The 26219-nt window shown below is 74.9% G+C and carries 26 protein-coding genes; 12 read left to right on the top strand and 14 right to left on the bottom strand.

Annotated elements, in window-relative coordinates:
* The 4 genes from ACFWIC_RS25310 to nagB form a co-directional block, all read right to left on the bottom strand.
* On the bottom strand, positions 1 to 380 hold a 380-nt coding region (locus tag ACFWIC_RS25310), incomplete at its 3' end, for an ATP-binding cassette domain-containing protein (RefSeq protein ID WP_380520067.1).
* 86 nt (positions 381 to 466) lie between these two features.
* Positions 467 to 1312 (bottom strand): DUF4097 domain-containing protein, encoded by an 846-nt coding sequence (locus ACFWIC_RS25305; RefSeq protein ID WP_380520063.1) that lies wholly within the window; start codon positions 1310 to 1312, stop codon positions 467 to 469.
* A gap of 84 nt (positions 1313 to 1396) precedes the next feature.
* Positions 1397 to 1912, bottom strand: coding sequence for a toxin-antitoxin system HicB family antitoxin (locus ACFWIC_RS25300; protein ID WP_380363494.1), 516 nt, complete (start codon positions 1910 to 1912; stop codon positions 1397 to 1399).
* Positions 1913 to 2634: 722 nt separating this feature from the next.
* Positions 2635 to 3417 carry a glucosamine-6-phosphate deaminase gene (gene nagB, locus ACFWIC_RS25295; protein ID WP_380363492.1) on the bottom strand — a complete coding sequence of 261 codons (783 nt, stop codon included), beginning with the start codon at positions 3415 to 3417 and terminating at the stop codon, positions 2635 to 2637.
* Positions 3418 to 3677: 260 nt separating this feature from the next.
* Between nagB and ACFWIC_RS25290 the strand changes: the two genes are divergently transcribed.
* Complete coding sequence (locus ACFWIC_RS25290; RefSeq protein WP_380363490.1) at positions 3678 to 5282, top strand: phytoene desaturase family protein; 1605 nt, start codon at positions 3678 to 3680, stop codon at positions 5280 to 5282.
* Between the two features lie 32 nt (positions 5283 to 5314).
* Here ACFWIC_RS25290 and ACFWIC_RS25285 read toward each other — a convergent pair whose 3' ends face one another.
* Entirely contained in the window at positions 5315 to 6472 is a 1158-nt protein-coding gene (locus tag ACFWIC_RS25285; protein ID WP_380363488.1) for a winged helix DNA-binding domain-containing protein, read from the bottom strand.
* Positions 6473 to 6834: 362 nt separating this feature from the next.
* Here ACFWIC_RS25285 and ACFWIC_RS25280 point away from each other — a divergent pair, with 362 nt between their 5' ends.
* The gene (locus ACFWIC_RS25280; RefSeq protein WP_380363486.1) at positions 6835 to 8001 is read left to right on the top strand and encodes an alanine--tRNA ligase-related protein; all 1167 of its coding nucleotides are present in this window, start codon (positions 6835 to 6837) and stop codon (positions 7999 to 8001) included.
* 118 nt (positions 8002 to 8119) lie between these two features.
* Here ACFWIC_RS25280 and ACFWIC_RS25275 read toward each other — a convergent pair whose 3' ends face one another.
* From ACFWIC_RS25275 to ACFWIC_RS25265, 3 genes are all read right to left on the bottom strand, one after another.
* Entirely contained in the window at positions 8120 to 8614 is a 495-nt protein-coding gene (locus ACFWIC_RS25275; protein WP_329876588.1) for a hypothetical protein, read from the bottom strand.
* 190 nt (positions 8615 to 8804) lie between these two features.
* Positions 8805 to 9398 (bottom strand): MBL fold metallo-hydrolase, encoded by a 594-nt coding sequence (locus ACFWIC_RS25270; protein ID WP_329951263.1) that lies wholly within the window; start codon positions 9396 to 9398, stop codon positions 8805 to 8807.
* A 150-nt stretch (positions 9399 to 9548) separates the two neighbouring features.
* Complete coding sequence (locus ACFWIC_RS25265; protein ID WP_380363483.1) at positions 9549 to 10331, bottom strand: hypothetical protein; 783 nt, start codon at positions 10329 to 10331, stop codon at positions 9549 to 9551.
* 195 nt (positions 10332 to 10526) lie between these two features.
* On the opposite strand from ACFWIC_RS25265, the gene ACFWIC_RS25260 reads away from it, so the two are divergent.
* On the top strand, positions 10527 to 11336 hold the full coding sequence (locus ACFWIC_RS25260) for an alpha/beta hydrolase (protein ID WP_329876582.1): 810 nt from the start codon (positions 10527 to 10529) through the stop codon (positions 11334 to 11336).
* Between the two features lie 258 nt (positions 11337 to 11594).
* Complete coding sequence (locus tag ACFWIC_RS25255; RefSeq protein WP_380360419.1) at positions 11595 to 12389, top strand: sortase domain-bontaining protein; 795 nt, start codon at positions 11595 to 11597, stop codon at positions 12387 to 12389.
* A 46-nt stretch (positions 12390 to 12435) separates the two neighbouring features.
* Here ACFWIC_RS25255 and ACFWIC_RS25250 read toward each other — a convergent pair whose 3' ends face one another.
* Positions 12436 to 13386, bottom strand: coding sequence for a hypothetical protein (locus ACFWIC_RS25250; RefSeq protein ID WP_329951260.1), 951 nt, complete (start codon positions 13384 to 13386; stop codon positions 12436 to 12438).
* A gap of 178 nt (positions 13387 to 13564) precedes the next feature.
* The gene (locus ACFWIC_RS25245; protein ID WP_380360421.1) at positions 13565 to 15247 is read right to left on the bottom strand and encodes a histidine decarboxylase; all 1683 of its coding nucleotides are present in this window, start codon (positions 15245 to 15247) and stop codon (positions 13565 to 13567) included.
* 189 nt (positions 15248 to 15436) lie between these two features.
* On the opposite strand from ACFWIC_RS25245, the gene ACFWIC_RS25240 reads away from it, so the two are divergent.
* Both ACFWIC_RS25240 and ACFWIC_RS25235 read left to right on the top strand, forming a co-directional pair.
* Entirely contained in the window at positions 15437 to 15955 is a 519-nt protein-coding gene (locus ACFWIC_RS25240; protein WP_380360423.1) for an Lrp/AsnC family transcriptional regulator, read from the top strand.
* 61 nt (positions 15956 to 16016) lie between these two features.
* Positions 16017 to 16580, top strand: coding sequence for a DinB family protein (locus ACFWIC_RS25235; RefSeq protein ID WP_355407405.1), 564 nt, complete (start codon positions 16017 to 16019; stop codon positions 16578 to 16580).
* Between the two features lie 420 nt (positions 16581 to 17000).
* Here the strand turns inward: ACFWIC_RS25235 and ACFWIC_RS25230 are convergent, their stop codons facing one another.
* The 4 genes from ACFWIC_RS25230 to ACFWIC_RS25215 form a co-directional block, all read right to left on the bottom strand.
* Positions 17001 to 17294 carry a WhiB family transcriptional regulator gene (locus ACFWIC_RS25230; protein WP_329876569.1) on the bottom strand — a complete coding sequence of 98 codons (294 nt, stop codon included), beginning with the start codon at positions 17292 to 17294 and terminating at the stop codon, positions 17001 to 17003.
* Positions 17295 to 17475: 181 nt separating this feature from the next.
* Positions 17476 to 18165, bottom strand: coding sequence for a Tat pathway signal sequence domain protein (locus tag ACFWIC_RS25225; protein WP_380360426.1), 690 nt, complete (start codon positions 18163 to 18165; stop codon positions 17476 to 17478).
* A 245-nt stretch (positions 18166 to 18410) separates the two neighbouring features.
* Positions 18411 to 19205 carry a HEAT repeat domain-containing protein gene (locus ACFWIC_RS25220; protein WP_380520062.1) on the bottom strand — a complete coding sequence of 265 codons (795 nt, stop codon included), beginning with the start codon at positions 19203 to 19205 and terminating at the stop codon, positions 18411 to 18413.
* 97 nt (positions 19206 to 19302) lie between these two features.
* Complete coding sequence (locus ACFWIC_RS25215; RefSeq protein ID WP_380520061.1) at positions 19303 to 20019, bottom strand: NAD(P)-dependent oxidoreductase; 717 nt, start codon at positions 20017 to 20019, stop codon at positions 19303 to 19305.
* A 94-nt stretch (positions 20020 to 20113) separates the two neighbouring features.
* On the opposite strand from ACFWIC_RS25215, the gene ACFWIC_RS25210 reads away from it, so the two are divergent.
* From ACFWIC_RS25210 to ACFWIC_RS25185, 6 genes are all read left to right on the top strand, one after another.
* Positions 20114 to 20797: a TetR/AcrR family transcriptional regulator C-terminal domain-containing protein gene (locus ACFWIC_RS25210; protein ID WP_329876561.1), complete on the top strand. Its 684-nt coding sequence runs from the start codon at positions 20114 to 20116 to the stop codon at positions 20795 to 20797.
* Positions 20798 to 21172: 375 nt separating this feature from the next.
* Complete coding sequence (locus tag ACFWIC_RS25205; protein WP_380520060.1) at positions 21173 to 22216, top strand: DUF4129 domain-containing protein; 1044 nt, start codon at positions 21173 to 21175, stop codon at positions 22214 to 22216.
* Positions 22213 to 22752, top strand: a complete 540-nt coding sequence (locus tag ACFWIC_RS25200) for a hypothetical protein (RefSeq protein ID WP_329876557.1) — start codon at positions 22213 to 22215, stop codon at positions 22750 to 22752. The genes ACFWIC_RS25205 and ACFWIC_RS25200 overlap by 4 nt, the downstream gene beginning before the upstream one ends.
* 118 nt (positions 22753 to 22870) lie before the next feature.
* A complete protein-coding gene (locus ACFWIC_RS25195) occupies positions 22871 to 23965 on the top strand; it encodes an AAA family ATPase (protein WP_380520059.1) in 1095 nt (364 codons plus the stop codon).
* The gene (locus tag ACFWIC_RS25190) at positions 23962 to 25344 is read left to right on the top strand and encodes a DUF58 domain-containing protein (protein WP_380520058.1); all 1383 of its coding nucleotides are present in this window, start codon (positions 23962 to 23964) and stop codon (positions 25342 to 25344) included. Before ACFWIC_RS25195 ends, ACFWIC_RS25190 begins: the two co-directional genes overlap by 4 nt.
* Positions 25341 to 26072: a hypothetical protein gene (locus tag ACFWIC_RS25185; RefSeq protein ID WP_380520057.1), complete on the top strand. Its 732-nt coding sequence runs from the start codon at positions 25341 to 25343 to the stop codon at positions 26070 to 26072. The genes ACFWIC_RS25190 and ACFWIC_RS25185 overlap by 4 nt, the downstream gene beginning before the upstream one ends.
* Positions 26073 to 26219 lie beyond the last annotated feature (147 nt).

Genomic DNA, 26219 nt, shown 5'->3' with positions numbered 1-26219 from the left:
GCGATCCGTCGTCCCTCCTGCTTGGGGAGGTGGTGGAGGTCGGCCATGAGGAGCATGTTCTCCTCGCCGGTGATGAGGCCGTCGACGGCGGAGAATTGGCCGGTGACGCCGATGGCGGCGCGTACCGCCTGCGGGGCGGCCGTCAGGTCGTGGCCCGCGATCCGGGCCTGCCCGCCGTCGGCGCCGATGAGCGTGGAGAGGATCTTGACGACGGTGGTCTTGCCGGCGCCGTTCGGGCCCAGCAGGGCGAAGACGGATCCGGCCGGGATACTCAGACCGATGCCGTCGAGCACGGTCTTGTCGCCGTAGGACTTGCGCAGACCGGTGGCGGAGATGGCGACGGGCGGCTGCGGGTCGCCACCTCGCCTGGGCGTGGGCATGACAGACGAAGGCACGGGGCCCTCCCGTTCGGGGCTGAAGCGGAGCTGAGGGAGTCGGTGGGGTGAAGCCGGTCCTGCCGCGGGCGTCAGGACCTGGCGCGAAGGATGTCGATGTTGCCGTACCGGGTGCGGGCACGGACCTCGACCGTCTCCTCGGCCTGCTCCGGGGGCGCGGAGTCGGTGAGCGTGTTGCGCACCTGCCCGGAGCCCGAGCTGACGTCGAGCCAGGCGGCGGTGCCCTTGCGGACGCCGACCTCGATGGCGCCGTAGGAGGTCTCCAGCTGGACGGCGCCGCGGACCACCTCACCCACGCGCAGGGTCCCGTGGGCGGTGGTGGCGGCGACCGGGCCCAGCGCGCGTCCGATGCTGATGTCGCCGTTCGCCCCGCTCACCCGCAGGTCGCCGGTCGCGGTGTCGACGGTCGTGGTGCCGTGCGAGTTCTTCAGGACGGCGGGGCCGTCGACGGTGCCGACGCGCAGACTGCCGGAGCTGGTGGTGATCTCGGCCGCACCCTCGATCCGGTCGACGGTGATCGAGCCGTGGGAGGCCGTGAGCGTCAGCGGACCGGTGGCGTCGAGGCGGACGTCGCCGGACGAGGTCTTCACCCGGGTCTCGCCGAGCCGGCCCTCCCCGAGGACCTGGGTCCACGAGCCGGTCATGACGACGTGCGAGCCCTCGGGCAGCTCGACCGTCACGTCGACGACTCCGGGGCGGCGGAGCGAGTTGCGCTGCCTGGGGGTCCTGACGGTCAGGGTGCCGCTCGCGTAGACGACCTCGGTCCGCTCGGCGGCCCGCAGATCCTGGTCCTTCTTCGGGTCGCGGGGCCGGACCTCGACGACGGTGTCGAGGCGGTCCGCCGCCGTGAAGCGGACGGAGCCGGCTTCCACGTGGGCGGTGACGGAGATCGGTTCGGGAGTGTCGAAAGAAGGCATGGCTGTACCGTCCTCGTGGGTCTCGGCAGCGTCCCCCCTGGTGGGACGCAGCACGTGGGTGGAGTGGTGCCGGCGGGCGCGTGGCTAGCGCACCCAGCCCGTGATGCTCTGTCCGACCGTTCGGGTCCTCTCCGTCGCCCGCGGGCGCGCGCCACCGTCGACCGCCACCGACACGGCCCGCACCAACCACGCGTTGACCGACAGGCCCTCACGGGTCGCGGCCTCCTCGGCACGCGCCTTGAGGTGCGCCGGCAGTCGCAGGTTGACGCGGGCGGTACCGCCCTCGTCCCCGTCCGCGGACACCTGCGCCCGGAACGGCTCGGCGGGCACGACGGGCGCTTCGGCGGGGCCGGCCGCCGACGGCGGCGTCACCACGAAGTCGGGGTCCAGTCCGCGCAGCCGCACGTCGACCGACCCCGGGGCGAGCTCACGGGTGACCTCGTCCATCGCCGCGGAGAGCACGTTGAGCAAGGTCAGACGAGTCGCCGATTCCAGCGGCAGGGTGAGCCGCTCGGCCAGCTCGCGGGCGCCCTCCCCACCGGCTTCGGCGGCCACCGCGAGTTCGCGACGGAGGTTCTCGACATACGGGGTGAGGTCCATGACGCCATGGTGGCACCACGATGGCGCCATCCGCAAGCCCCTGCGACACCCCGCGTGGCGCGGCCTCAGGGAGGGCCCCTCTGACCTGGCGAAACATAGAACCGGGAACCCGGATCGGGCCGACACCGCGCGGGCACCACCACCGCACCGGCACAGGGTGACACCGGGCGGCGCCGATGTGGCGCCGAATGGCACCACGTCGCACCATCGACACCAGCCACGCCCTCCGAGCCGGCGGAAGTGCTCGCACAGCCCGAACGGGAACGCGTCCTGCACCGAGGCGGCCGGCTTACCCGGCGGGCTACGGGTACGCGACTCCGAGCAGACGGACACGGCCCGCGCTTCACGCCCCGGGCCCGGCGGCGGAGTCACCACGCCGTCGGGAGTTGTTGACCACCGACCCGGACGAAGGCCCCCCGGGCAGGCCGGCGCGCGCGTACGTCGGCGCCGTGCAGTGCATGACACGGTCGGGGAGGGCCGAACGTCAACCCGTTCGCGTCGAGGGAGCGGCCTCGGCGGCGGAACGACCGGTCAGCCGGTGCGGCCGGCGGCTCTCGATCCCGGGGTCGGACGCGCGAGGGTCGTCATCGCGCCGTCCGACGGCAGGGCGGCCCCGCTGCCGCGAGGGGCAGGCGGGACCGCCCGGCGGCCGGCAGCGGGGCTCGTCGGCGCGGGTACGTCAGCGGCCACGACGAGCCCTGCGGCTGCCGGACGGTGTACCTCTAGAGACCCTGCCAGGCGGGCTTGGCCGCGTAGGTGTCACGGAAGTAGTCGGCGAGCTTGAGGCCGGAGGCGGCCGCCTCGTCGACGACGACGGTGGCGTGCGGGTGCAGCTGCAGGGCCGAGGCGGGCACCAGCGCGGACAGCGGGCCCTCCACCGCGAGGGCCACGGCCTCGGCCTTGGCCTCGCCCGTGGCGAGGAGCACCAGGTGGCGGGCCTCCAGGATGGTGCCGATGCCCTGGGTGAGCACGTGGTGCGGCACCTCGTCGAGGCTGTCGAAGAAGCGGGCGTTGTCCTCGCGGGTCTGCCGGGTCAGCGTCTTGATGCGGGTCCGGGAGGCGAGCGAGGAGCACGGCTCGTTGAAGCCGATGTGGCCGTCGGTGCCGATGCCGAGCAGCTGGAGGTCCACGCCGCCGGCCTCGGCGAGCGCGCGGTCGTAGTCGGTCGCCGCTGCGGCGATGTCCTGCGCGTTGCCGTCCGGGCCCATGAAGGAGGCCTCGGTCAGACCGAGCGGACCCACGACCTCACGCAGGACCACCGAGCGGTAGGACTCGGGGTGGCCGGCCGGGAGGCCGACGTACTCGTCCAGCTGGCAGATCCGGGCGCGGGAGGCGTCGACGGTTCCGGCCTCCACGCGGGCGGCGAGCGCCTGGTAGATCGGCGTCGGGGTGGAGCCGGTGGCCACACCGAGCAGGGCGTCGGGCTTGGCGGTCAGCAGATCGGCGATCGCTGCGGCGATGAGGCTGCCTGCGGCGGCGGCGTCGGGCACGATCACGATTTCCATTGGTCCACCATTTCTGGAGCGACAGTGAGGTCTAGACCATTCTGTCGTGAATCCCGCCCCCAGGTCCATTCCGCTCCCGGGGTTATTCGAGGCCGGGGCCGGTGCCGGCCCCGACGCCACGCTCCGGGCGAAGGCGACGCGCCCCGTCGAGGCGCCCAGTCGAGGCGCCCAGTCGAGGCGCCCGATGAGACACCCGATGAGACGCGTCTCGTTGACGCGCACATGTTCCCCGGCCGCCGCCGGTGCCGTAGCGTTGCCGTGTGAGCGCGCACCCGTCCCTCAGGTACGACGCCGTGATCGTCGGCGGTGGACACAACGGACTCGTGGCGGCGGCGTACCTGGCGCGCGCCGGACTCCGGGTCCTGGTGCTCGAACGGCTGCCGCACGTGGGCGGGGCCGCGGTGTCGGCCCGCGCGTTCCCGGGAGTGGAGGCCCGGCTGTCACGCTACTCGTACCTGGTGAGCCTCCTGCCGCACCAGGTCGTCCGGGACCTGGGGCTGCGGCTGGACCTTCGGCGGCGCCGGATCACCTCGTACACCCCCACCCTCCGCGACGGGAAGCCCACCGGGCTGCTGGTGGACGCGGCCGATCCCGGCCGGACGCGGGAGTCGTTCCGGGCCCTGACCGGGACGGAGCGGGAGTGGGAGGCCTGGCAGCGCTTCTACGGGATGACCGGGCAGGTCGCCCGCCGGGTGTTCCCGACGCTGACCGGGCCGCTGCCCTCGCGCGCCGGGCTGCGCCGACGGGTCGCGGACGACGCCGCGTGGGAGGCACTCTTCGAACGGCCGCTGGGCGAGACGATCGAGCGGACCTTCGCCGACGACCTGGTGCGCGGAGTCGTCCTGACGGACGCGCTGATCGGCACCTTCACCCACGCCCATGACGCCTCGCTGCTGCAGAACCGCTGCTTCCTCTACCACGTGATCGGCAACGGGACGGGCGACTGGGACGTCCCCGTCGGCGGGATGGGCGCCGTGACGGACGCCCTCGCCGGGGCCGCCCTGGCAGCCGGTGCGGAGATCCGGACCGGCTGCGAGGTCACCGCCGTCGCCACCGCCGGCGTCGGCGACGCCGAGGTGTCCTACCGCCATCGGGACGGGGAGGCGACCGTGGCGGCGGGCCGGGTCCTGGTGAACGCCGCCCCCGCGACCCTCGCCCGCCTGCTGGGCGACGATCCCGGGCCGGCCCCGGAGGGCGCCCAGCTGAAGGTCAACATGGTGCTGCGCCGACTGCCGCGCCTCAGGGACGTCTCCGTGGATCCCCGGGAGGCGTTCACCGGCACCTTCCACATCGCCGAGGGCTACCGGCAGTTGGAGACGGCCTACGCCGAGGCGGCGGCGGGCCGGGTCCCCTCGGCTCCGCCCTCGGAGATCTACTGCCACACCCTCTCCGACCCGTCGATCCTGGGTCCTGAGGCGATCCGGCAGGGGTTCCAGACGCTGACCCTGTTCGGCCTGCACATGCCCGCACGGCTCTTCGCCGACCCGGCGGCCAAGGAGCGGGCGCTGGCGTCGAGTCTGGCCCGGCTCGACGCGGTCCTGGCCGAGCCGATCGCCGACTGCCTGGCGACGGATCGCGAGGGCCGGCCCTGCCTGGAGGCCAAGACGCCGCTCGACCTGGAGCGGGAGGTCGGCCTGCCGGGCGGTCACATCTTCCACCGGGATCTCTCGTTCCCCTTCGCCGCCGACGAAGCCGTCGGCGAAACGGCCCAGGACCCCGGCGACAGCCCCGCAGCGCGTTGGGGCGTGGCGACGGACCGCCCCAACGTCCTGCTGTGCGGCGCGGGAGCGATCCGCGGCGGTGGCGTCAGCGGCATTCCCGGACACAACGCCGCACAGGCCGTCCTGGAGGACCGGGCCCGGTAGCCCCCGACGCACCGGGTCGTCGCGGGCCCGGTTCAGCCAGGCAGTACCCTGGTCACGCCCTCCGGGAGCCGGGGCCACCAGTGGTCGTAGCGGCGGTAGACGCGGGGCTCGCGGTCGGCCAGCAGTCCCGTCAGGGCGCGGGCCTCCTCGGCCAGGCCCTCCCACGCCCCGGCGGAGAGCTCGTGGAAGGCGGTGGCCTCGATGCCGTTCTCGACCGGTCGCCAGACCCCGGCGACGTGACCGTCCACCAGCAGGGTCGGCAGCACGTCACCGTTGTTGCGTATCACCAGCCGCCGGTAGTCCGGCGGGATCAGCCGGCTGCGGTCGGCGTACGCGAGCAGGACGCTGTCCCACATCGCCATCAGGCGGGGCGGCGCCGGGGTGTCGGCCGGCGGGCGCGGGGCGTCGGGAAGGTCGAACAGCGCTGTACCGTCCGGCCCTTGGAGCTGCTCGACGGCGCCGGCGGCCTCCAGCACGCGCAGCGCCGTACGCACCGGCGCCCGCTGCACCGTGGCGAACTGGGCGACGTCCGCGACGGAGGCCGGCCCGAATCCGGCCAGGTACCTCACGACGAGGGTCTCCAGCGCCTCGGTGTCCACCTCACGGCCGCCCGGTCCGGTCCGGGGCTCCTCCGGAGGGTGGGCCGCGACGAAGGAGGGCCGCGGGCCGAAGGACCACGGACCGCCCGTGACGGCGTGCACCAGCGGCGCGTACGCCCGCAGTCCCCACCACGCGCCCGCCTGCCGCTCGGCGCCGAGCCGTTCGCCCAGCCAGGCCTCCATCTCGCCGTTCGCGTGCGGCTGGTCGGCGAAGGACAGCAGCGACGGCACCAGCTCCTCGGCGTCGGCCGGGGTGAGTCCGGCGGCGGCGAAGCGGTTCCCGAGCCGGGCGGCGTACAGTGTCGGCCGCATCGCCCGGCGCAGGACCCGGTAGTCGTCGGCCCGGACCGCGTGCAGAGTGATCCGCATCAGGGTCGCCTTGAGGATCCTGCCGTCGGCGAACGCGGCGTCCAGCTCGGCCGGGGCGAAACCGTCGATCCGGTTCCACAGCGCCAGGTAGGGCGAGGCCGGGTGCTGCGCCTGCAGCGCGACCACCCGGCCGAGGGCCTCGACGACGTCCAGCGGCTCACGTCGCACCAGCAGTTGGCGGCCGAGTGTGGCCCGGTTGAGCTCCCGCGCAGTGATCTTCACGATCGAGCATTGTGCCGCCCGCCGCCGCACCGTCGCCACCGGGCCCGGCCGGGCCCGCCCGGCGCGTCCCGGGGCGTCCCTGGTCCCCCCGGCGTCCGGCCTCGGCGGAGCACGCACAAAAGGTGTGGCCCCCGGGCACGGGGCGCGTTAGCCTCGGGACCATGAACGTCATGGGCCGAAGCACCACCGCGACCGCGCGAGCGACCAGCTCGCCGGTTGCCGCCGCCTGACGTATCCCGTCACTCCCACCGGCCACCGGAAACGGTCCGCCGGTGGCTCCACGCGTTCGCGCCCCGGTTCCGTCGACCGGGCGGACCTGTTCTCCGGTGCCCTTCCCGCTGTTCCGCGAAGGAGCCCACCCCATGCACAGCGATCAGATCGTCCGCACGTTCACCGAGTACTTCGAGGAGCGCGGGCATCGCCGGATCACCGGCTCGACCCTGCTGCCCCCTCCCGGCGACCCGGTGCTGTTCACGACCTCGGGCATGCACCCGCTCACCCCCTACCTGGAGGGGCGCCCGCACCCCCTCGGCAGGCGACTGGTCAACGTCCAGCGCTGCCTGCGCACCACGGACCTCGACGAGGTCGGCGACCGAACGCACCTGACCGTCTTCGAGATGCTCGGCAGCTGGTCGCTCGGCGACTACGAGGGACCGTCGAGCCTCGACTGGGGCTTCGGGCTGCTGACCGACGGGTTCGGCATCGACCCGGGGCTGCTCCACGCCACCGTCTTCGGCGGCGACGACCGAACCGGCCCGGACACCTCCTCCCTGGAGCTGTGGCAGGAACGCGGGGTGCCGGTGGAACTCACCGTCGAGGACAACTGGTGGTCCAACGGACCGACCGGCCCGTGCGGCCCGGACTCGGAGATCTTCCTGTGGACCGGCGACACCCCGCCGGAGTCGACGCCGACCGGCGACGACCGCTGGGTGGAGGTGTGGAACCACGTGATGATGCGTCACCGCCGCCTCGACGACGGATCCCTCGTGCCGCTCCCCCAACGCAACGTCGACACCGGACTCGGCCTGGAACGGCTGGCCTCGCTGCTGCAGGGCCGGACGTCGGTGTTCGAGTGCGACGTCTTCGACCCCTGGCGCCGGCTCGTGCCACCGCTGTGGCGGCTGGACGAACCGTCACTGCGGCTGGTGTGCGACCACCTGCGCTCCGCCGTGGTCGTGATCGGCGACGGGGTGCGCCCGGCCAACACCGGCCGCGGCTACGTCCTGCGCCGGCTCGTGCGACGGGTGCTCACCGTCCTGCGGCGCGACGATCCGCGGCGCGGTCTCGGGGACCTGCCGGACGAGCTGATCCGGCACACCCTGGACCGGTTCCGCCAGGACGTGGGGCAGGACGTCGTGCGGCGGGTGCTGCTCGACGAGGAGCAGCGCTTCGGCCGGCTGCTGGAACGCGGACGGCGGATCCTGGCCCGGCCCCGCTTCCACGGACCGCTGGGCGAGGAGGACCTCCACTACCTCCACGACACCCACGGCCTCCCGCGCGAGCTCGTCCTGAGCCTGCGTCCGGAGTGACGGCCGAGGGCGTACCGGGCGCGGGGGCGGCGATCAGGGTTCCCGGCCCGGCGCCCCGGGATGCCGGGATGCCGGGGTGCCGGGGTGTCGGTCCGTCACGGCCGGTGCCGGCCTCGGGTCAGGGGCGGTCGGCGGCTCGTTCGGGCCCGCTGTCCAGGCGGACCGCGCCGTGCAGCAGCAGCCCCGCGGCCCGGGCCTCGTCCAGCCGACGGGTGAAGACGCCGATGCCCTCCTCGGTCCCCAGCTCCATCAGGTCGGGCGGCCAGGTACCCGGTGGCACCAGGATCACGATCACCCTGCCGCGCCCCTCGGCCGCCGACACCCACCCGGGCGAGGCCCGGACCTCGGAGGCCGGTTCCCAGACCTGTCGGCCGCCCACCAGTACGAGCCGCGTCAGCAGCGATCCGCGCACCTCCATCACGGCGGTGGTGGCGGGCGGCTCCCCCGCCGCCAGGACGAACCCGCTGTCCACCACGCTCTCGACGAACTCGCCGTACAGGTGCGGGCCGATCTCCACGATCACCTCCGCGAAGGGCACCCCGGCCGCCGACTCGTGCACCGCCAGCGCCCACACCATCGGCGCCGGTCCGGCGCCTTCCACGTCTTCCGCCATGCCCTGTCAACGAGCCGGACCGGCAACCGAACCGGGCAGGCCCGGAACGGCGCACAGGGCGGTGCGGGGCGGCGGCGCGCGGAGGTCCGTCGACCTCGCGGACCCCGCCGCCCCGTGCGCCTTCGTGTCACCGAGGAATGTCCGCACGGCATTCCGCGGTCCGCGCCGCGGACCTCACAGGACAGAACAGCTAGAGCGGCGCGGCGTCGTCGGCCTTGAACGGGCCTCCGTGGCCGGGCACGATCAGGTCGGCGGCGGCCAGCACCCGCAGCCGGGAGGCACGCAGGACCTCACGGTCGGGGGCGACGGGGTCGTCAGCCGGGCCCTCGGAGTGCCACCACAGGTCGCCGGCGAACGCCACCACGCCCGCGCTCGTGCCCGCCAGCAGCGTGATGTCCTCGGGGCTGTGCCCCGGGGTGCGGATCAGCCGCAGCGACGGGGTGAGTTCGTACCCCTCCGCGTCCCGGTTCCGCCACCGGTCGTCCGAGTACTCCACCTTGTGGTCGTGGACCGTCGCCCGTCCGAACAGGCCCACGTTCATGGTGTTGTCCGGGTGGTGGTGGCTGAGCACCACGTCGGTGATGTCGTCCGGGCCGAGGCCCAGTTCCGCGAGCGGGGCGAGGATGCGGTCACGGCTCGCGACCATGCCCGGGTCGAAGATCACGTGGCGGCCCGCGTCGGATATGTAGGACACGGTGGCGGCGACCCCGGGGCCGGTGGAGCCCACGTAGCCGGTGGTCAGGATGGTGTATTCGGCGCTGCGGCCGATCGGTGCGTCTGTCACGAGCACGATCATTCCGAATGAACGGGCCGCCCACCAGTGGCTTTACCTCGGACGATCACGGACTTCGCACCGCCCGGGCAGCGCCCCCGCTCACCCGGCCCGGCCCCGTCGGCCCACAACAACCGTTCCACGTAACGATCTTGACGCCGGCTATCGCGGACGGACCGACTGTTCGGCCGTGGTTCCGCAGGGATGGCAGGTCCAGGTGAAGAGCGCCGGGGAGTCGGGGGCGGAGAGGATGCCGTCGTAGCTGGAGTGCCCGGGGCCCGCCGAGGCGGCGCCCCGGCGGTGGTGGGCGCCGTCCGGGAATCCGGCCTGCAGGGGGCGCGGTGTGCCTTCGGGGCGCCGGGAGCTGAGGTCCCACGCCGGGTCGTCCACCAGGTCGGGAGTGCCGGGGCCGCCGGCGGTGCCCGGGGAGTCGGGGGTGGCTTCGAGGTGCGTGAACAGCAGGTTCCGGATCCGGAGGAGCCCGGTGTGCCACACCTGGACCGGTTGGGGGGCCGGTGGCGGCAGGACCGCCGGCTCGACGAGCCACGCGGCCGAGGACGACGGCGTCACCGGCGAGTCGAGGAACACCCCCAGGGAACGCGGGAGATCCGGGTGGTGGACGGCCATCACCAGCCGACCGGGGTCCCGCACGGGGCCGAAGCTGCAGACGGTGAACTGGACGCCGTGCTCGGCGTCGCCGAAGAGGCCGGGAAGGGCGAGCAGCGCGTCGCGGCGGCCGGGCTCCGTGAGGTAGACCAGCCAGGGCGACACGGATCCGGCCGGGCGCGGCGGACCCGGCCGGCGTTCGAGAGCCAGGACCGTGAACAGACCCGACGGGGTGTCCAGGACGCCGCCGTGGGAGAGGCGGGCACCGGGCTCGTCCAGGAGCGTCTCGGGCGCGCGGAGGACACGCAGGCCGCGGCCGGGGGTGCTGGTCTCGCTCATGTCGCGAACGTAACGGCGTGCCGGTGCGGCCGCCAGCGGTCGCACCGGCACGCCGACCGGGCGGGCGCAACGGCCGACCGCGCCGCGGACACGGCGGCCGCGGTCCGACATGCCGCGCCCGGCCCCGGGTCACCGACCGGCGGGCGGCGGCGCGGGAGACTTCCGAGGGGGTCGAACGAGACGGAGGGTCCAGCCGTGAGCAGTGCCGCGCCATTCCACACGTGGGACGTTCGGGAGGCGGGCCCGGCCGACGCCCCGCACCGGGTCCTGCTGCTGCCCGGCGGGCTGTGCAGTACGGCCTTCTACGAGGACATGACGGCCGCGCCGCCGCTCGCCGACGCACCGATCCGCCTGGTGGCGGCGACCGTCCCGGGCCACGCCGGGACGGTCGCGCCCGCGGACGTGTCGATGGAGCACTACGCGGCGATCACCGGTGCCTTCGCCGCCGAGCACGGCTGCACGGTCGTGGTCGGTCACAGCATCGGCGCGAACATCGCCATCGAGATGGTCGGCGGCGGGCACTTCTCCGGCCCGGTGGTGCTGCTGTCCCCGACGTTCTCGCGGCCGGACGAGTCCAGGGCGCTGGCGGTAGCGACGGCGATCGGACGCGTGCCCGGTCTCGGGGCCGCGGCCTGGCCGGCGATGCTGTGGCTGGCGCCGAAGGCACTCGCGGACAGCATCCCCGAGCGGCGCAGGCCGGCGCTGCTCGCCGATCTGAGGAAGAACTCCGCGCCGTTCTGCCGCCGGGCGATGGCCGAGTACTTCGCGTACCTGGACCGGCACGGTTCGCTGGTGCCCAGGCTGTGCGGCTCCGGTGCCCGGGCGTGGGTGGTGCGCGGCGACCGCGACGAGGTGGGCCTGACCGACGCCGAGCACGCCGCGCTGGAGGCCTGCCCGTCCGTGACCCTGGAGGTGGTCCCGGACAGCGGGCACCTGGTGATGGTGGAGCAGCCGCACGCGGTGGCGCGTCTGATCGCCGACGTGGTCCTCGGTCCGGACCGCTGACCGTCGGCGGGCCCGGCGGCGGCACGCACGGCGACGGTCGCGCGCGCGGGGCGGTGGCGCGCAGCACGGGGCGCGCGGCCGGGGCGCGCGGGGCGGTGGCGGGGCACCCCGGGCCCTGATGCGCGGACCGACGCAGGGGCGGTCAAGATAACGAGAGACGAACGTTTCGCCTCCGCCCGTCCTCCGCCCCGCCGCCGGGCGTCGCCGGTGAGGCACCATGGCGGCCCACGAACCACCCCCGGACTCCCCAGGATCACCGTGCCCGCACCCCAGCTCGTCGCCTCCGCGCTCGCCGGAGCGGTCCTCGCCCTTCTCGCGGGCTGCGCGGGCGGAGGGGCCGGCGCCGGAACGGCCGACCCGCCGACCGCGGTGTCGTCCCCCGCGAGCCCGCCCGGCGCCTCCACGAGCTCCTCCGCGTCCGGCGCCGACCCCTCGGTCACCGGCTCCTCGGCCCCGGCTGCCACCCCCACCGCGCCGGCTGCCACCACCGCGCCGTCGGCCACCGCCGCGCCGTCCGCTCCCGGCGACACCGGCGCCCGCACCGGCACGGCCGTCCTCGCCATCCCCGCCATCGGACTGGCGGGGCTGAAGGTGGTGCCCTACGAGGGCACCACGGACGACGCGCCGGGGACCCGGATCCAGAACGGCGGGGTGGCGGCCAGCCCCTACGGCGAGCAGGGCGGCGTCGGCCCGGGCCAGGTGGGCAACTACCTGGTCACGGCGCACCGGCTCTCCGCGGGGAGCCCGCTGCGGGACCTCCCCGCGGTGCGCGACGGCGACGTCGTGCTGGTCACCCTGGACGGCACCGCGTACGAGTACGTGATCACGGGCACCAGGGCCACGTCGTTCCGCTCCCCGCGTTCCCTGGCCGAGCAGCGCGCGGCCGTTCCGGGGCGTCCCGGCGAGGCGGCAGTCCAGCCGATGGTCACCGTCTCGACCTGCGCCACGCCGGAGGACAACGCCGCGGGCAACCGCTGGCGGGACGCCAACGGCAACCCCGAGCACCGGATCGACAAGATCGGCGTCCTGCGCGCCACCCGGCCGGCCGGCTGAACGGGCGCGGGCCCCTGATCGCGCCACCGGCTCCCGGCCCCGGCCGTCAGCCGACGCCGAGGGTGAGTTCCGCCGTGTGCAGCCGTCCCTCGGTCTGGAACTGCAGGAACACCCGCCAGTTCCCGGGCCTGCCGAACATCGCGTAGAAGGTCAGGTCCGGCCCGCCGTGGTCGCCGTCGACCCGGTCCGTCGGGTGGAGGTGGGCCAGCGCCCGGTCTCCCTCGTGGAAGGCGGTGAGGTGGGCGTAGCTGCCCAGATAGGGCTGGAGGGCGTCGACGGGTCGGCCGTCCCGGCTGACGGTGGCGGTGAGCCGGTGGGCGCCGGCCGTCGGCTCGCTCCGGAGGGCCACCGTGTAGCCGTCGACCGTGGTGGTGCCGGCCGGGGCCGGCAGCCGCACCGGGACGGCCTCGCCCGGCACGGTGACGGTACGGCTGAGCACGATCTCGCTGCCCCGCCGCGACCGGGCGTCCGGGAGGAACGAGGCGTACATCCGCCAGCCACCCGGGCCGAGGGCGGCCAGGTCGGCGGTCCAGGTGCCGTCGGGGGCCATCACCGGGTGCAGGTGCTGGAAGCCCGTGAGGTCGCTGCGGATCGCGTAGAAGTGCAGCTTCCTGGTCTGGTGCTCGACGAACTCGGTGACCGTCCGGCCGTCCGGGCCGGTGAGGGTGAACGGGTAGGCCACCGCCCGGCCGGCGGGCAGCTCGGTGAGGTGCGCGTCCAGGCGGTAGCCGTCGCGCTCGGCGGTGAGGCCGTCGGGCACGTCCGGGACGACGGGGGACGCGTCGGTCGCGGGCCCTGCGGGGGCAGCGGGCATCGCCGTCGCGCCGTGGTCCGCCGCCGCCCGGCCCCCGTGCCCGGCGAGGGGGGACGACGCGCCGGCCGGGGGGACCGGCGGAGGGGCGGACGACGCGCAGGCGACGAGTCCGAGGAAGAGCAGCACGGGCACGCAGGAGGCCAGTGCCCAGCCGCGGGAGAGCGAACGGACGGAGGCGGGCATCGGCAGGTCCTTCGCGTACGGGCACGCCGGGGGGCGCCCGGGTGGGCAGGTGCGCGTGGCAGGGGCGGTCACCACAGCACAGGAGACCGCCCGACGACCGCCGCGATAACGAAAAGTTCCGCCCGGCGTCCTCCCGCCCGGGCCGGTGCTCGCCCGCCATGCCCGGGCGGGGGCCCCGCTACACGCCCGCGGGGCCGCCCGGGGCCGGCGGGCCGGCCAGGAAGGTGGGGTCCCCGGCGAGGTCGGCGAGCAGGGCGTCCAGCTTGGCGCGGTCGACCGAGGGCATCAGGAAGACGTGCACGTAGCTGCGCCGGGTGGTCTCGTCGCCCGGGACCGTCAGGACGTCCTGGGAGGAGAGCGACCACTTGGCCACCAGCTCGGGCCCGGGCCGCCGGAACCGCACGGTGACGGCGCCCGGCGTGCGGGCCGGCCAGAGCGCGACGCCGGTGCGCCGCTCCAGTTCCAGCAGGCGGGACTCCAGGTAGCCGGCCAGTTCCTGGGCCGAGCGGATCCGGTCCACCTGGTCCCGGTAGGAGTGCCGGGACAGGTGGTCCCAGAGCACGAGCGGGGAGAACCCGTTGCGCGAACCGGCGAAGGTGGTGTCCGGTGCGCCGATGTAGTCGGGCTGGGACGGCGGCGAGATCTGGTACTTCACCTTCGTCATGTAGATCCCGCACGGCCACGGCGCACCGGGCCACTTGTGGCCGCTCATGGCGATCGAGGAGACCATGTCGACGTCGCCGGACCGCTCGGTGGGCAGGGTGAGTCCGAAGTCGAACTCCGGTGTCGCGGCCTCGGGCGACCAGCCGTACGCCGCCGGGTCCTGGGCGGCGAGCCGCAGGAACGGCGCGTAGCCGGCGCCCAGGGCGCCGTCGACGTGGATCCAGAAGCCTCGGCGCACGTCGGACAGCGGCTCGCCGGTCCGCGGGTCGGTGCCGTACACCACCTCGCGCCGGACCAGGCCGTGGCGCTCGAAGATCGGCAGCAGGCGCTCGCAGACCCCCCGGACGTCGTCGTGGGCGCCCTTGAAGGTGCTGCCGAGGTTCAGGCCGACGAAGACCGGGTGCCCCTTGGCGGCGAAGAACTCGACCAGCGCCGCGAGGGCGTCGACGTCGATCTCGCCCGGGCCGTCCCAGGACAGGCCGGACGGGCCGGGGCGGGAGGGCACCTCGGTGGGCCAGGCGCGGCGGCCGGTGACCGGATCGGCCAGCGGGCTCTCGTCCGGGTACCGCTCCAGGCCGACGGCGTGGAAGGTCTCGACGCCCAGCACCTGGACGGCCTTGGCGAAGGAGTAGTGGGTGTCCTCGGAGTAGAACGCGACCGGTCGGTGCGCGTTCGGGTTGTGCCGGTCGGGCGTCGCCCGGACGTACCGCAGCGCGTCGAGGGGGGCGGCCGGTGCCTGGATCAGCGCCTTACCGCTCAGGTAGTCGCGGGCGTTCCAGAGCGCGTACATGTTGCCCTCGGTCGACCCCATGGAGAGCATGTAGCCCCAGTACGACTCGGGGTCCGCGGGGTCGTGCGGGCGCCGGGCGTTCCACAGCGTCGCGTAGTAGTCGAGTACGGCGCGCTCGACGACCTTGGTGTTCGGCTTGTAGCCGCCGCTCCGGAACGGGTCGCCGAGGTTGTTGATGTTGTTCGGCATGAACCGGGCCAGGTCGAGCGCGCAGCCCTGCATGTCCTGGGTGGCCTGGTAGCCGACCAGGTGCCGGCGCTTGCGCGACAGGTAGGCGTCGACGGTGTCCAGGGCGCGCACGCGCCGGGCGTCGTCCAGCCCGCTCTCGGGGAGCGCGAAGTCCCGGCCGTCCAGCTCCGGACCGGGGTCGGCGGCGGTCGCGGCGGCGAAGGTGGCGGTCGGGCTCATGGGCGCGGCACTCCCGGGTCATCGGTCGGCCGGTCCGCGGACGGGGATCGGCCGAGCGGCGAAACGGCGTTCGCGGCTCGCCGACAGAATGGAACTTCCACGCGCCGGGTGGAAGATCTCCCGAAGAAGATTCGGTTCCGGTGCGGGAATCCTTGCGAATCGTCGGAATCTGCTGGGATTCTGTGCGCCGTGCCGAACAATCAGCAGGCCCGCAGGACGCCCGTCGACGACATCGACCGGACCATCATCCGCGCCCTGGCCGACAACGCCCGGATGCCGAACAACGCCCTGGCCGAGGCGGTCGGCGTCGCGCCCTCGACCTGCCTGGCCCGGGTGCGCGCACTGCAGGAGCGCGGGATCATCCGCGGGTTCCGCGCGGACGTCGACCCGGCGGCGATCGGTCTCCCGCTCCAGGCGATGATCTCGGTCCGGCTCCGGGCGCACACCCGGGAGCAGAACGAGAGCTTCCGCAGCACCGCCCCCGACCTGCCCGGCGTCCTCGCGGTCTTCCACATGGCCGGGTCCGACGACTACCTGCTCCACGTGGGGGTCGCCGGCCCGGAGGGCCTGCGCGACTTCGTCGTGGACAACCTGACGACGCATCCGGCGGTGGCACAGACCCGGACCAACCTGATCTTCGAACAGATAGCCGGCCGCCGGTACCTGGCTCCGGAGCAGCAACGGAGGACAGTCGCGGACACGATCTGACCTACACGGCTCCTACGGTGGTTCCTGTCGACGGAACGCACTACCGACGAAGGCGGAGACCATGAACGACATCACGACCCTCGACCGGGCCACCACCACGGAGGCCGCACCGGTCGCCACCGGCGAGCGGGCCGACCTGCTGGACATGCTCGGCCAGCAGCGGGGGTTCCTGCGCCTCACCACCCAGGGCCTGACCGACGAACAGGCCGGGCGGCGCACCACCGTGAGCGAGCTCTGCCTGGGCGGGCTGGTCAAGCACGTCGCGGCGGTCGAGCGGGGCTGGGTGGACTTCATCCTGTCGGGCCCGTCCGCGATGCCGGACTTCACCGCCATGACCGAGGCCGACTGGACCCGGCGCGAGAACGAGTTCAAGCTGCTGCCCGGGGAGACGCTGGCCGGTGCGCTGGCCGACTACGCCGAGGTCGCCCGCCGGACGGACGAGCTGGTCGCCGTGCTCCCCGACCTGGACGCCTCGCACCCGCTCCCCAAGGCCCCCTGGTTCGAGGGCGACGTGCGGTGGTCGGCCCGCCGGGTCCTGCTGCACATCGTGGCCGAGACCGCGCAGCACTCGGGCCACGCCGACATCATCCGCGAGGCCCTGGACGGCGCGAAGAGCATGGGCTGAGCTCTCGCCCGCTCCGGCGCGCCCCGCGACCCGGCGTCGGGCCGGGCCGGCGGGCAGGCCCCGGCCTGCGGAAGCGGCGCGCCGAACCGCGCGGCCACCGGAGGCGGCACGGGTGACGGGTCAGTCCGGCGGCTCACCGGGGCCGGGGTGCCCCGGATCGGGCACAGGACGGGGCCGCGCCGGGCGGGGCGGTTCCGGCGGGGGCACGGGACTGCCCGGGGGCCGGGGAGGGTCGGGCGGAAGGGGCGGCCGGATCGGCTCGGGCGGTTCCGGGTGCGGCGGTGTCCCCGGCGGGGGCGAAGGGTTCGTGGTCATGGCGTGGTGCTCCTCTCCGGTCCGGGGCCGACTCCGCCCGGGACCAGCGTTCTCTCTCGGCCGCGTCCGGAACGGAGGCCGTGGTGCCGCGGGTCCGACGACCGGTCAGGTCCGCGCCTGCACGCCGGGGTCCCGCAGGACCGACCGGCGCTCCTCCGCGGAGAGCCCGCCCCACACCCCGTACGGTTCACGGGCGGCCAGGGCGTAGCGCCGGCACTCGATGCGGACGGGGCAGCGGGCGCAGACGGACTTGGCGGCCTGCTCGCGCTGCTCGGCGGAGGATCCCCGCTCGTTGACGGGGTGGAAGAACAGCCTGGTGTCGGCGGAACGGCAGGCACTGCGGAGCTGCCAGTTCCAGTGGTGCTCGGACGCCCCGGGCAGGCGGGATATGTCGGTCACGGCGAGTTTCCCTCCGTTGGCAGCGGTCGACACCACCCGTCTAACCGCCCTCAGGACTTTCATGCCCGCCGGATCCGGGAGAACGTGGACCGCCGCCCGGACGGCCCCCGCCGGTCCGGGCGAGCGGCTGTCCGGGCGGGGGCCGTCGGGGCGGGGGCTGTTTCGGGGCGGGGGCCGGAACTCAGTTCACGTGGACCGGCGGGCTGCCGGCCCGGCTGGTGTCGACCAGCGGCCCGTAGGTGGCGGAGAAGTACCCCTCGCCGGGACAGAGGCCCGACCCGCCGCTCTTGACGAAGCGCTCGTTGCGGAAGGCCAGGCTGTGGGTCGCGTTGTCCGCGGTTCCGGTGAAGGCGCCGCTGAGCTGGTAGGTGCAGGTGAGGGTGCCGAACCAGGAGTTCAGGACGGCCGAGGCCTGGATCGGTCCCGCCGCCCCGGGGGTGAGGACGACCGGGAGGCCGGCGCCGCCGCCGACCGCCACGTGGTACGCGAGGTTGCCGACCGTGAGGCTCCTGACCGACGTGACGCCGGTGACGTTGGCCGTGCACGAGCCGAAGGTCAGCCCGGTCAGGGACTCCGTCGCGGTGCCCGGCGCGGCGGGGTTGCCGAGCACCCGTGCGGTGAACGGCGAGACGCCGCAGCTGACCCCGGTGGAGCCGTCGGCGGTCGAGGAGAAGGTGGCCCTGGAGCCTGCGGCGAGCGGGGCGACCAGGACGTCGCCCACGGCGACGGCCGGCCCGCCGGCGCCGCCGGTGGTCAGCACGGACACCTCGGCGGCCGTGCGGGAGGCGGCGAACGCGGCGGAGGCGGGGGCGGCACCGGCGGTCAGCGCCGCGGCGACGGCCACCAGGGCCGGAAAGGTGCGAGTACGCATGGGAAAGCCTCGTCTCGGTGAGGGCGCGAGAAGGCGGACGTCCGACGCTCGCCGGACAGTCGGGGACGTCACGGCGAGCTGACTACGTTGTAGGACCGTGTCCGCGCACCGTCAAGGAGCTGGACCGCACTTGCTGACAATTCGTCAGCAAGTGCGGTCGCCCGAAGCGGCCCCGATGCGGCCCCGGCGCCGCTTCGGGCGACCTGCGTCGGACCCCTCGACGGTCGGCTCCGAAGGGTCAGTGATCACTTCGGTGCACGGGCGTCCTCGACCGCTCGCCGCACGTCCGGGTGCGGGTCGTCGACGAGGCCGTCCAGCAGTTCGCCGACCCCGGGCGTGGACCATCGGCCGACGGCCCACACCAAGTCCCCCCGCACCGTGGGGTCGGGGTGGGCGGCGAGGTGGGCGAGACGGTCGAGCGGGCCGCGCCGGCGCATCCCGAGCCAGTACAGCGCGTCACGGAGCGCGGCCGGGTCCCCGGGGTCACCGGCTTCCGCGATCCGGTCCAGCAGCACCCCGACCGGCGGGGGCGGGCCGTCCAGCGGGTGCGGCAACCGCTCACGCAGGCGCCGCCCGCCGTACTCGCCCCGCACCCGGCACCCTCGGCAGGTGCACGGGCGCGAACCGTGGGCGCCGGGCACGTAGCGCCAGCCCGCGACCTGCGGCGGGGTGCGGACCCTGTGCACTTCGCGCGGACGGATCGCCCGGGGCACGAACACCTCCCACCCGCGGGGATCCGCCACCCCGGCGATCCGCCGCACCGCCTCCGCCGCGGAGAGGGCCGGCTTCGCCTGGTCGGCGTAGCGCCCCACCAGCACCTGCTGGGCGTCATCGAGACGCAGGTGGACGGCCACCATCCCGCCCTGGCTGCCGAATCGCGCCAGCTCACGCAGCCACTGGTGCGTCAGGGTGTACGACGGCAGCACCGGAAAGCAGTACACCCCGCGAGCACCGCCCTGCCCGTGGCTCACGGCACGGATCCCGGACCGCCGGATGCGCGGCACGTTCGCCGCCGAGGTCAGGTGCACGAACATCGCCATGACCCGGCATGCTAGACGACCGCCCCGCAGGCCGTCGAAAGCACCTCGGGAGGCGGTCCGGCACCACCGCCTCCCACGGTCGATCGCCCAGGCCGGCCTAGCCGGGGCCGTCCGGGGCGGCGGTGTGGGCGAGGGCGGCGGGGGTCAGGCGGCCGACGATCGCCGGGGCCTCGTGGACGAGCGCGTCGTCGGTGAGCGCCTCCACCATGAACAGCGCGAAGTCCACCCGTCGCGTCAGGTTGCCGGCCAGGACCGGGTCGCCCACGTGCCGGCTCCACACCGGCAGGCCCTGGCTCTCGCCCTCCTCCAGGTCGCTGCCGCGCACCACGGTCCACCGGGTGTCGCTGGCGAAGACCCTCCGGCACGCCTCCACCTGGTCGTCGATCTCCACGGCGCGGACGAGCTTGCCCAGCACGGCGACGATCCGGAGGGCGGTGGTGAACAGCCACGAGTACCGGTCCTTGCCGTCCCGGGTGATGTGCCACCCGCACGAGAAGACCAGGCGCGCACCCGGCCGTGCGTGGTCGAGGACCGCCTGCGCAGTGCCCGACGCGTACTGCTGCACGCCCCAGGGCACGAGCACGGTCAACACCCCGTCGCACCCGGCGACGGCCCTCCGGATCGCCTCGGGGTCGTTCGTCGCTCCGGGGACGACGGTCATCCGCCCTTCGAACGCGGCCAGCTTCGGCACGCTGCGCTCCCGGCACACGCCGACCACCTCGTAGCCGCGGTCCAGCGCGTGCCTGACCATGTACTGCCCGAGCTTCCCCGAAGCCCCGACGATGCAGACCTTCATCACACGATCCGTGCCCATGGCGCAGCCCCTTCGCCGGCATGGTGACCTTATGGTGTAAGGCACGTTAGCCTTATGCTGTAAGGCAGTCAATGGGAGCGGAAGGAAGAGGCGGATGCCCGAGGCAGGCAAGGGCCGGCGCGGGGCGGCGGCACGCACCCCGCTCAGCCGCGAGCGGGTGATCCGCACGGCGGTGGAGGTGGCGGACGAGAAGGGGTCGGCCGCGCTCAGCATGCGGGCCATCGCCCAACCGCTGGGGGTCGAGGCGATGTCGCTCTACCACCACGTGACCGGCCGGGAGGACATCCTCGACGGGATGGTGGACGCGGTGTTCGCCGAGATCGACCTGCCGCCGCGCGACACGGACTGGAGGAGTGCCACACGCCACCGCGTGCTCTCCGCCCGCGCCGCCCTGCTGCGCCACCCGTGGGCCATCGGCCTCATGGACTCCCGCTCACGGCCCGGACCGGCGACCCTGCGCCACCACGACGCCGTCATCGGGGCGCTGCGCGCCGGAGGCTTCTCCGTCGCCATGGCCGCGCACGCCGTCTCGCTGGTCGACAGCTACCTGTACGGCTTCGTGCTCCAGGAGCTGAGCCTGCCGTTCAAGGGCGCGGCGGAGCTGGACGAGGTGGCGGAGGCCATCCTGCGCGAGATGCCCGCCGACGCCTACCCCCACCTCGCCGAGCTGGCCACCGAACACGTCCTCAAACCCGGCTACGACTACGCCGACGAGTTCGCCTTCGGCCTCGCCGTGATCCTCGACGGCCTCCACCCGGACGAGACCGCGGGGACCTGAACCGGACGTGTCCGCACCCGGTCACCGACCGGACCGCGACTGGACCTGGTGGGAGCGGTCGCGCGGGCGTGGGCGCGCGGCCGGGCGCGAAGGGCGACGCCGGCGGCCGGGTGACACGCCCGGGGGCGCCGGCCCCACGCCGGACGCGGGCCGGTGGACGTGCCGCGGGACCGGCGGACGGTCTGCGGATCGGCCCGGGGGTGACTGTCGACGGCCGCAACCACCTTGACCTGCACGCAAGTTGAGTGGAACGAAGCCACCGCCCGAAGGCGACGGACGGCCCGACCGCCAGGACTCGTGACAGTACGACAGGTGGTATGCGAAGCTGCACCCGGCGTGCATCGGTTCGCGCCACGGGGGCACGGGGGTATCCGCATGAACGACGATGCGGCGCGGAACGCGCGCCGATCGGGGCAGGTCGACACGGCACGGCCGGGCACCGGGCAGGTGTCCGGGGTCGTCCTGGTCGTGGCCGGTCTGCTGCTCGCGGCAGCCGCGCTCCGGCCGGACGGCGGGCTGCTCGGCACGGCCGCCACCGGACCGGTGGGCACCATCGGGTGGGTGGTGCTGCTCGCGCTCGGCTGGGTGGTCCTCGTCGGGCGCTACACCTCGCGTCTGCGCGAGGAGGTCCGTCACCTCACCGGGCCGACGCCCTGGGCCGAGCGACTGCGGGCGTGTGCCGTCACGCTGCTGACCGCCCTCGTCCTCGCGGTGCCGGTGCTGATGATGGTCCTCCACGTCCGGGCGAGGCCGGAGCCGGTCGCTCGCGACCTGCCCCAGGTGATGCCGACGACCACGATGCCGCCCGGGGATCCCGCGGTGGAGGCCGCACAGGACGACGCTCTGCACGGCGGCGTGCTGGCCCTGCTCGGGGGCATTCTGGTCCTCGTCCTGCTGGCCGCGCTCGTGGTCGCCGTCGCCCGGAGGTTCGGCCGGCTGCGGTTCTCCCGCCGGCCGCGACCGGGGGCCCCGCTGCCCGCGGCACCGCCACGGCCCGGGGACGTCCTGGCCCTCGCCCTGGTCACCGGACGGCGCGCCCTGGTCGGCGACGACGCCCGGGCCGCCGTGATCGCCTGTTACGCGGCGATGGAGGGCTCGCTGGCGGTCTCCGGGGTGTCCCGGCGCGACTGCGACAGTCCGACGGAGCTGCTGGACCGTGCCGTTTCCCACGACGGGGTGGACCCCTTCCACACCCGGGCCCTCACCGCCCTGTTCCGCGAGGCCCGTTACTCCACCCACCCGATGGACGACACCCACGTGCAGCGCGCGCGGACGGCCCTCGACGCCGTCGCCGCGGGCCTGGAGAACCGGGCCGCCGCGCCCTCGGGCCCCACCGGACCGAACGGACCGAACGGGCCGGGCACGCCGGTCACGGCCGCCGGGGCGGGCGTGACCGGTGCGCCGGGAGAGCACCGGTGAGCGCCGCCGGGCCCGAGCGGGCGGCACCGGAAGGACGACCGGAGGGCGCGCGGATCACGCCCGGCTCGATCCGGCACAGCCTGGTCGAGCTGAGCGCGGCGGCGGTCCTGGCCGAGATCCTGCTCGCCCTGGTCGGCGGCCTCCCCGCGGCCGGCGCCGGAGCGGTCGTACTGGTCGCTGCCGCCCTGGTCACCGCCCGCGTCGTCGCCGGCGCGGGCTTCGCGGAGGTGTCCCTGCGCCGCCGGCCCCGGCTGATGGAGAGCTACGGGCAGGGGCTCGGCGACTGGCGGTGGACCGTCCGCCAGGGGCTGGACCCGGAGGGGGACGGCCAGCTGCTGCGCCTGCGCCTCCAACGGCTGTTCGCCGCACGCCTCTCCGAGGCCCACGGTCTCTCCCTGGCCACCGACCGCGACCGGGTCGCCGAGCTGCTCGGGCCCCGGCTCTGGCCCTGGATCGACCCGGAGTCCCCGGCGCCGGCCCCGACCGTCCCCGCACCGGTCCTGCACGCCCTCGTCGACCGGCTCGAATCCCTGTAGCCGCGCGGCGTCCCGGGCCACGGCCACACCCCTGGGCGCACCGTCCCCCCGGACCGGCGGCGGCGCCGCCGACCCGACCCCACCACGACACCGCACCCATCAGCCTCTCAGGAGAGTCATGACCGCCGTTCCCCAGGCCACCGCCGACCCGGACGCCGCGCACGACCCGAACGGCCGCACCGGGACGGCCGTCCTGACACCGCACCAGGCGGGCGAGCGCGCACGCGAGGTGCTCCAGGAGGTCAACCGGGCGGTGGTGGGCAAGCCGGAGGCCCTCCAGCTGGTCATGCTGGGCGTCCTGGCCGGCGGTCACGTCCTGATCGAGGACCTTCCCGGCCTCGGCAAGACCCTCCTGGCGCGATCCTTCGCGACCACCCTCGGCCTGGACTTCCGCCGGATCCAGTTCACCCCCGACCTGCTGCCCTCCGACGTCACCGGCGCCCCGTTCTACGACCGGCGCAGCGGGGAGATGGTCTTCAGGCCCGGCCCGCTCTTCACCCAGCTCCTGCTGGCCGACGAGATCAACCGCACCCCGCCCAAGACCCAGGCCGCGCTGCTGGAGGCGATGGCCGAGGGGCAGGTCTCCGTCGACGGCGCCACCCGGCGCCTGCCGCAGCCCTTCACGGTGATCGCCACCGCCAACCCGATCGAGTACGAGGGCACCTACGCCCTGCCGGAGGCCCAGCTCGACCGGTTCCTGCTGCGCGTCCGTATGGGCTACCTGTCCACCGGGCTGGAGGCGGACGTGCTCCGGGCCCGCCTGGACCGGGCCACGCCCGAGCCGGTGCTGGAGCCCGTCAGCAGCCCGGCCGAGCTGCTCGCCATGCAGGCGGCCCTGGAGCGCGTCGAGGTGGACGACGACCTCGTCGCGTACGTGGTGGCGCTGGTCGACGCCACTCGCAGTGACCAGCAGGTCCAGGTCGGCTCCTCGCCCCGCGGCGGCCTCGCCCTGGTCCAACTGGCCCGCGCCCGAGCGATGTTGGAAGGCCGCGACTACCTGACGCCGGAGGACGTCAAGGCGCTCGCCGTGCCCGCCCTCGCCCACCGCCTCACGCTCCGGCCCGAGCTGTGGGTGCGCCAGGTCGAGGCGGACGACGTGATGGCCCGGCTGGTCGACTCGGTACCGGCCCCGCAGACCGTGCCGCGTGCGGCCGCAGGCCCGGGCGAGGGCCCGGGGCCCGGCGCCGTGGCCGCCCCCGGCGGCACGCGATGAGCGCGGCGCCACCCGCCGGCGGCCGGACCGGCACCGCGCGCACGTCCGCCGCCTCGCACGCCGCCGGCCTCCGGGTACTGGCCCGCAGCACCCGGGCCACCCTGGCCGGTCTGCCGAAGTCCCCGCCCTCCCCCCACTGGAGAGCCGGCGAGCGGACCCTGCGCCTGCTCACCGTGGCCGCCGCCGCAGCCGTCGCCGCCCTGGCCACCGGCCGCCCCTGGCTGCTCGCCCTGGCCGCCGGCCCCGCCGTCCTGCTCGCCCTCGCCGCCCCCGGGCCCGCCCGCCCCACGGAGCTCACCGCCGAGGCCACCGCCGAACCGCGCCGCTGCTTCGAGGGCGAGCAGGTCACCGTCCGGATCACCCTCCGGCACGACGGGCGGATCGGCCCGCTCGACCCGACCTTCTCCTTCGGCACCGGCCTCACCCCGGAAGCCCTCACCGTCGGCGCCGACGGGATCGACCTGGTCCTCCGGACCGGTGCCTGGGGCCGCTGGACCCTGGGCGCGGTCGACCTCGACGTCTACGACGCCGGAGGACTCACCCGCCGCACCGTGCGCGCCGAACTGGGCGAGGTCGACGTCTTCCCGGTGCCCAGCGCCTCCCGGCTGACCCCGATCCCGGTCCGCCTGCCCGAGCGGATCGGCGAACACATCACCGCGCACGAGGGCACCGGCGTCGAGGTCGTCGGCGTGCGCCCGCACGTACCCGGCGAGCGCCAGCGGCGCATCCACTGGCCGTCCACCACCCGCCGTGACGCGATCCAGATCAACCAGTTCGCCGCCGAACGCGCCGCCGACGCGGTCGTCCTGCTGGACACCCTCACCGACCTCCACGACGCGGCCACCGGCCTCTCCAGCCTGGACGAGACGCTGCGGGCGGCCGGCGGCCTCACCCGCGCCTACCTGCGGCGGCACGACCGCGTCGGGCTGATCGCCGTCGGCGGCCGGCTGCGCTGGCTCACCCCGGCCGGCGGGGACCGCCAGTTCTACCGCATGGTGGAGAGCGTGCTGGAGGTCCGCCAGGACCGGCGCCACCGCGGCCCCACCCTCCCCCGCCTGCCGCTGCCCGCACTGCCGGGCCACGCGCTGGTGTACGCGTTCACACCGCTGGCCGACCAGCGCATCCTCGACGTGCTCGGGCAGGTCCGCGAACGCGGCAACCCGCTCGTCGTGGTCGAGATCCCGTCCGGCGAACCGGCGACCGACCCCGGGGACGAGGTCGACGCCCTCGCCCTGCGCCTCTGGCACGCCGAACGCGAGGCGATGCGTTCGGCGTTGCGCGGCCGGGGCATCCCCGTGGCCCGCCACACCCCCGGCGAGGCACTCGACCTGGCGCTCGCTCCGCTGCTGCGCCGCAGGATCGGAGGACCCGCCCGGTGAACGCGTCCCGGACCACGCTCACGACCGACACCACCGCCGACACCACGACCGACACCACGACCGACGCGATGCCCGGCGCCGCGACCGGCCCGGTCCCGGGCGCCGACGCGACGGGGAGCGCGACGGGGAGCGCGACGGCCGACCGACCGGGCCCGTTCGCCGCCTGGGCCCCCCGGCTCCAACGAGCCGCCGCCCGCTGCACGGGCGCGGCCCTCGCCCTGGCCGCCGCGCTCGGTGGCGCGGCCGACCGGTTCGGTCCCGCCGCCCCGGTGGCGGCCACCGCCCTCGCCCTCTGGGCCGCCGTTCCTCCCGAGGCCCCGGCGGCCCGCCCGCTCACCTGGACCGCCCGCCTCACGGAGGCCCGCACCACGGTGCTCGCCACCGGGTGCGTCCTGCTCGCCGCACTGGGCGAGCCGCCGTTCTGGCGGGCCCTGGCCGTCACCGTGCTGCTCGTCGGCCACCTGCTGCTGCTCGACGTCCTCGGCCCGCACGGCCGGGTCCTCGCACCGGCCCGCGCCCTGGTCGCGGTGGCGTCGTCGTGCCTGGTGCTGCCGGTGGCGTTCGCGCCGACGGCGGCGGGCGAGTGGTCCCGCCCCATCGCCCTGCTCGGCCTGTTCGCCGCCGCCTGGGGTGTCGGGCTGGCCCTGTGGCCGCACCGCCACCGGCGTCCGCGCCGGTCCGGAACCCAGGACCGGGACCGGGACCGCGACCGGCCCGAAGTCCCGTGAACGGCGGCCGGTGGACGGCGGACGGCGCGTCAGGCGTCCACGCCCTGCCCGCCTGCGGAGCCCGACCCGGCCGCACCGGGGAGCCGGTGTGACGTCTGGCACCCGGTCCGGGGCGAACCCGGGCTGCCGCCTCCTCGTCGTGGTGCA

It is taken from the genome of Kitasatospora sp. NPDC127035 (genome assembly GCF_042726075.1).
Classification (GTDB): Bacteria; Actinomycetota; Actinomycetes; order Streptomycetales; family Streptomycetaceae; genus Kitasatospora.
This window is presented reverse-complemented; position numbering and strand designations above follow the sequence as displayed.

Excerpts from the sequence above, each read along its gene's own strand:
- ACFWIC_RS25305 (WP_380520063.1), bottom strand. The coding sequence starts at position 1,312 with ATGCCTTCTTTCGACACTCCCGAACCGATCTCCGTCACCGCCCACGTG.
- ACFWIC_RS25300 (WP_380363494.1), bottom strand. The coding sequence starts at position 1,912 with ATGGACCTCACCCCGTATGTCGAGAACCTCCGTCGCGAACTCGCGGTG.
- nagB (WP_380363492.1), bottom strand. The coding sequence starts at position 3,417 with ATGGAAATCGTGATCGTGCCCGACGCCGCCGCCGCAGGCAGCCTCATC.
- ACFWIC_RS25280 (WP_380363486.1), top strand. The coding sequence starts at position 6,835 with ATGCACAGCGATCAGATCGTCCGCACGTTCACCGAGTACTTCGAGGAG.
- ACFWIC_RS25275 (WP_329876588.1), bottom strand. The coding sequence starts at position 8,614 with ATGGCGGAAGACGTGGAAGGCGCCGGACCGGCGCCGATGGTGTGGGCG.
- ACFWIC_RS25265 (WP_380363483.1), bottom strand. The coding sequence starts at position 10,331 with ATGAGCGAGACCAGCACCCCCGGCCGCGGCCTGCGTGTCCTCCGCGCG.
- ACFWIC_RS25250 (WP_329951260.1), bottom strand. The coding sequence starts at position 13,386 with ATGCCCGCCTCCGTCCGTTCGCTCTCCCGCGGCTGGGCACTGGCCTCC.
- ACFWIC_RS25245 (WP_380360421.1), bottom strand. The coding sequence starts at position 15,247 with ATGAGCCCGACCGCCACCTTCGCCGCCGCGACCGCCGCCGACCCCGGT.
- ACFWIC_RS25235 (WP_355407405.1), top strand. The coding sequence starts at position 16,017 with ATGAACGACATCACGACCCTCGACCGGGCCACCACCACGGAGGCCGCA.
- ACFWIC_RS25225 (WP_380360426.1), bottom strand. The coding sequence starts at position 18,165 with ATGCGTACTCGCACCTTTCCGGCCCTGGTGGCCGTCGCCGCGGCGCTG.
- ACFWIC_RS25220 (WP_380520062.1), bottom strand. The coding sequence starts at position 19,205 with ATGGCGATGTTCGTGCACCTGACCTCGGCGGCGAACGTGCCGCGCATC.
- ACFWIC_RS25215 (WP_380520061.1), bottom strand. The coding sequence starts at position 20,019 with ATGGGCACGGATCGTGTGATGAAGGTCTGCATCGTCGGGGCTTCGGGG.
- ACFWIC_RS25210 (WP_329876561.1), top strand. The coding sequence starts at position 20,114 with ATGCCCGAGGCAGGCAAGGGCCGGCGCGGGGCGGCGGCACGCACCCCG.
- ACFWIC_RS25205 (WP_380520060.1), top strand. The coding sequence starts at position 21,173 with ATGAACGACGATGCGGCGCGGAACGCGCGCCGATCGGGGCAGGTCGAC.
- ACFWIC_RS25195 (WP_380520059.1), top strand. The coding sequence starts at position 22,871 with ATGACCGCCGTTCCCCAGGCCACCGCCGACCCGGACGCCGCGCACGAC.
- ACFWIC_RS25190 (WP_380520058.1), top strand. The coding sequence starts at position 23,962 with ATGAGCGCGGCGCCACCCGCCGGCGGCCGGACCGGCACCGCGCGCACG.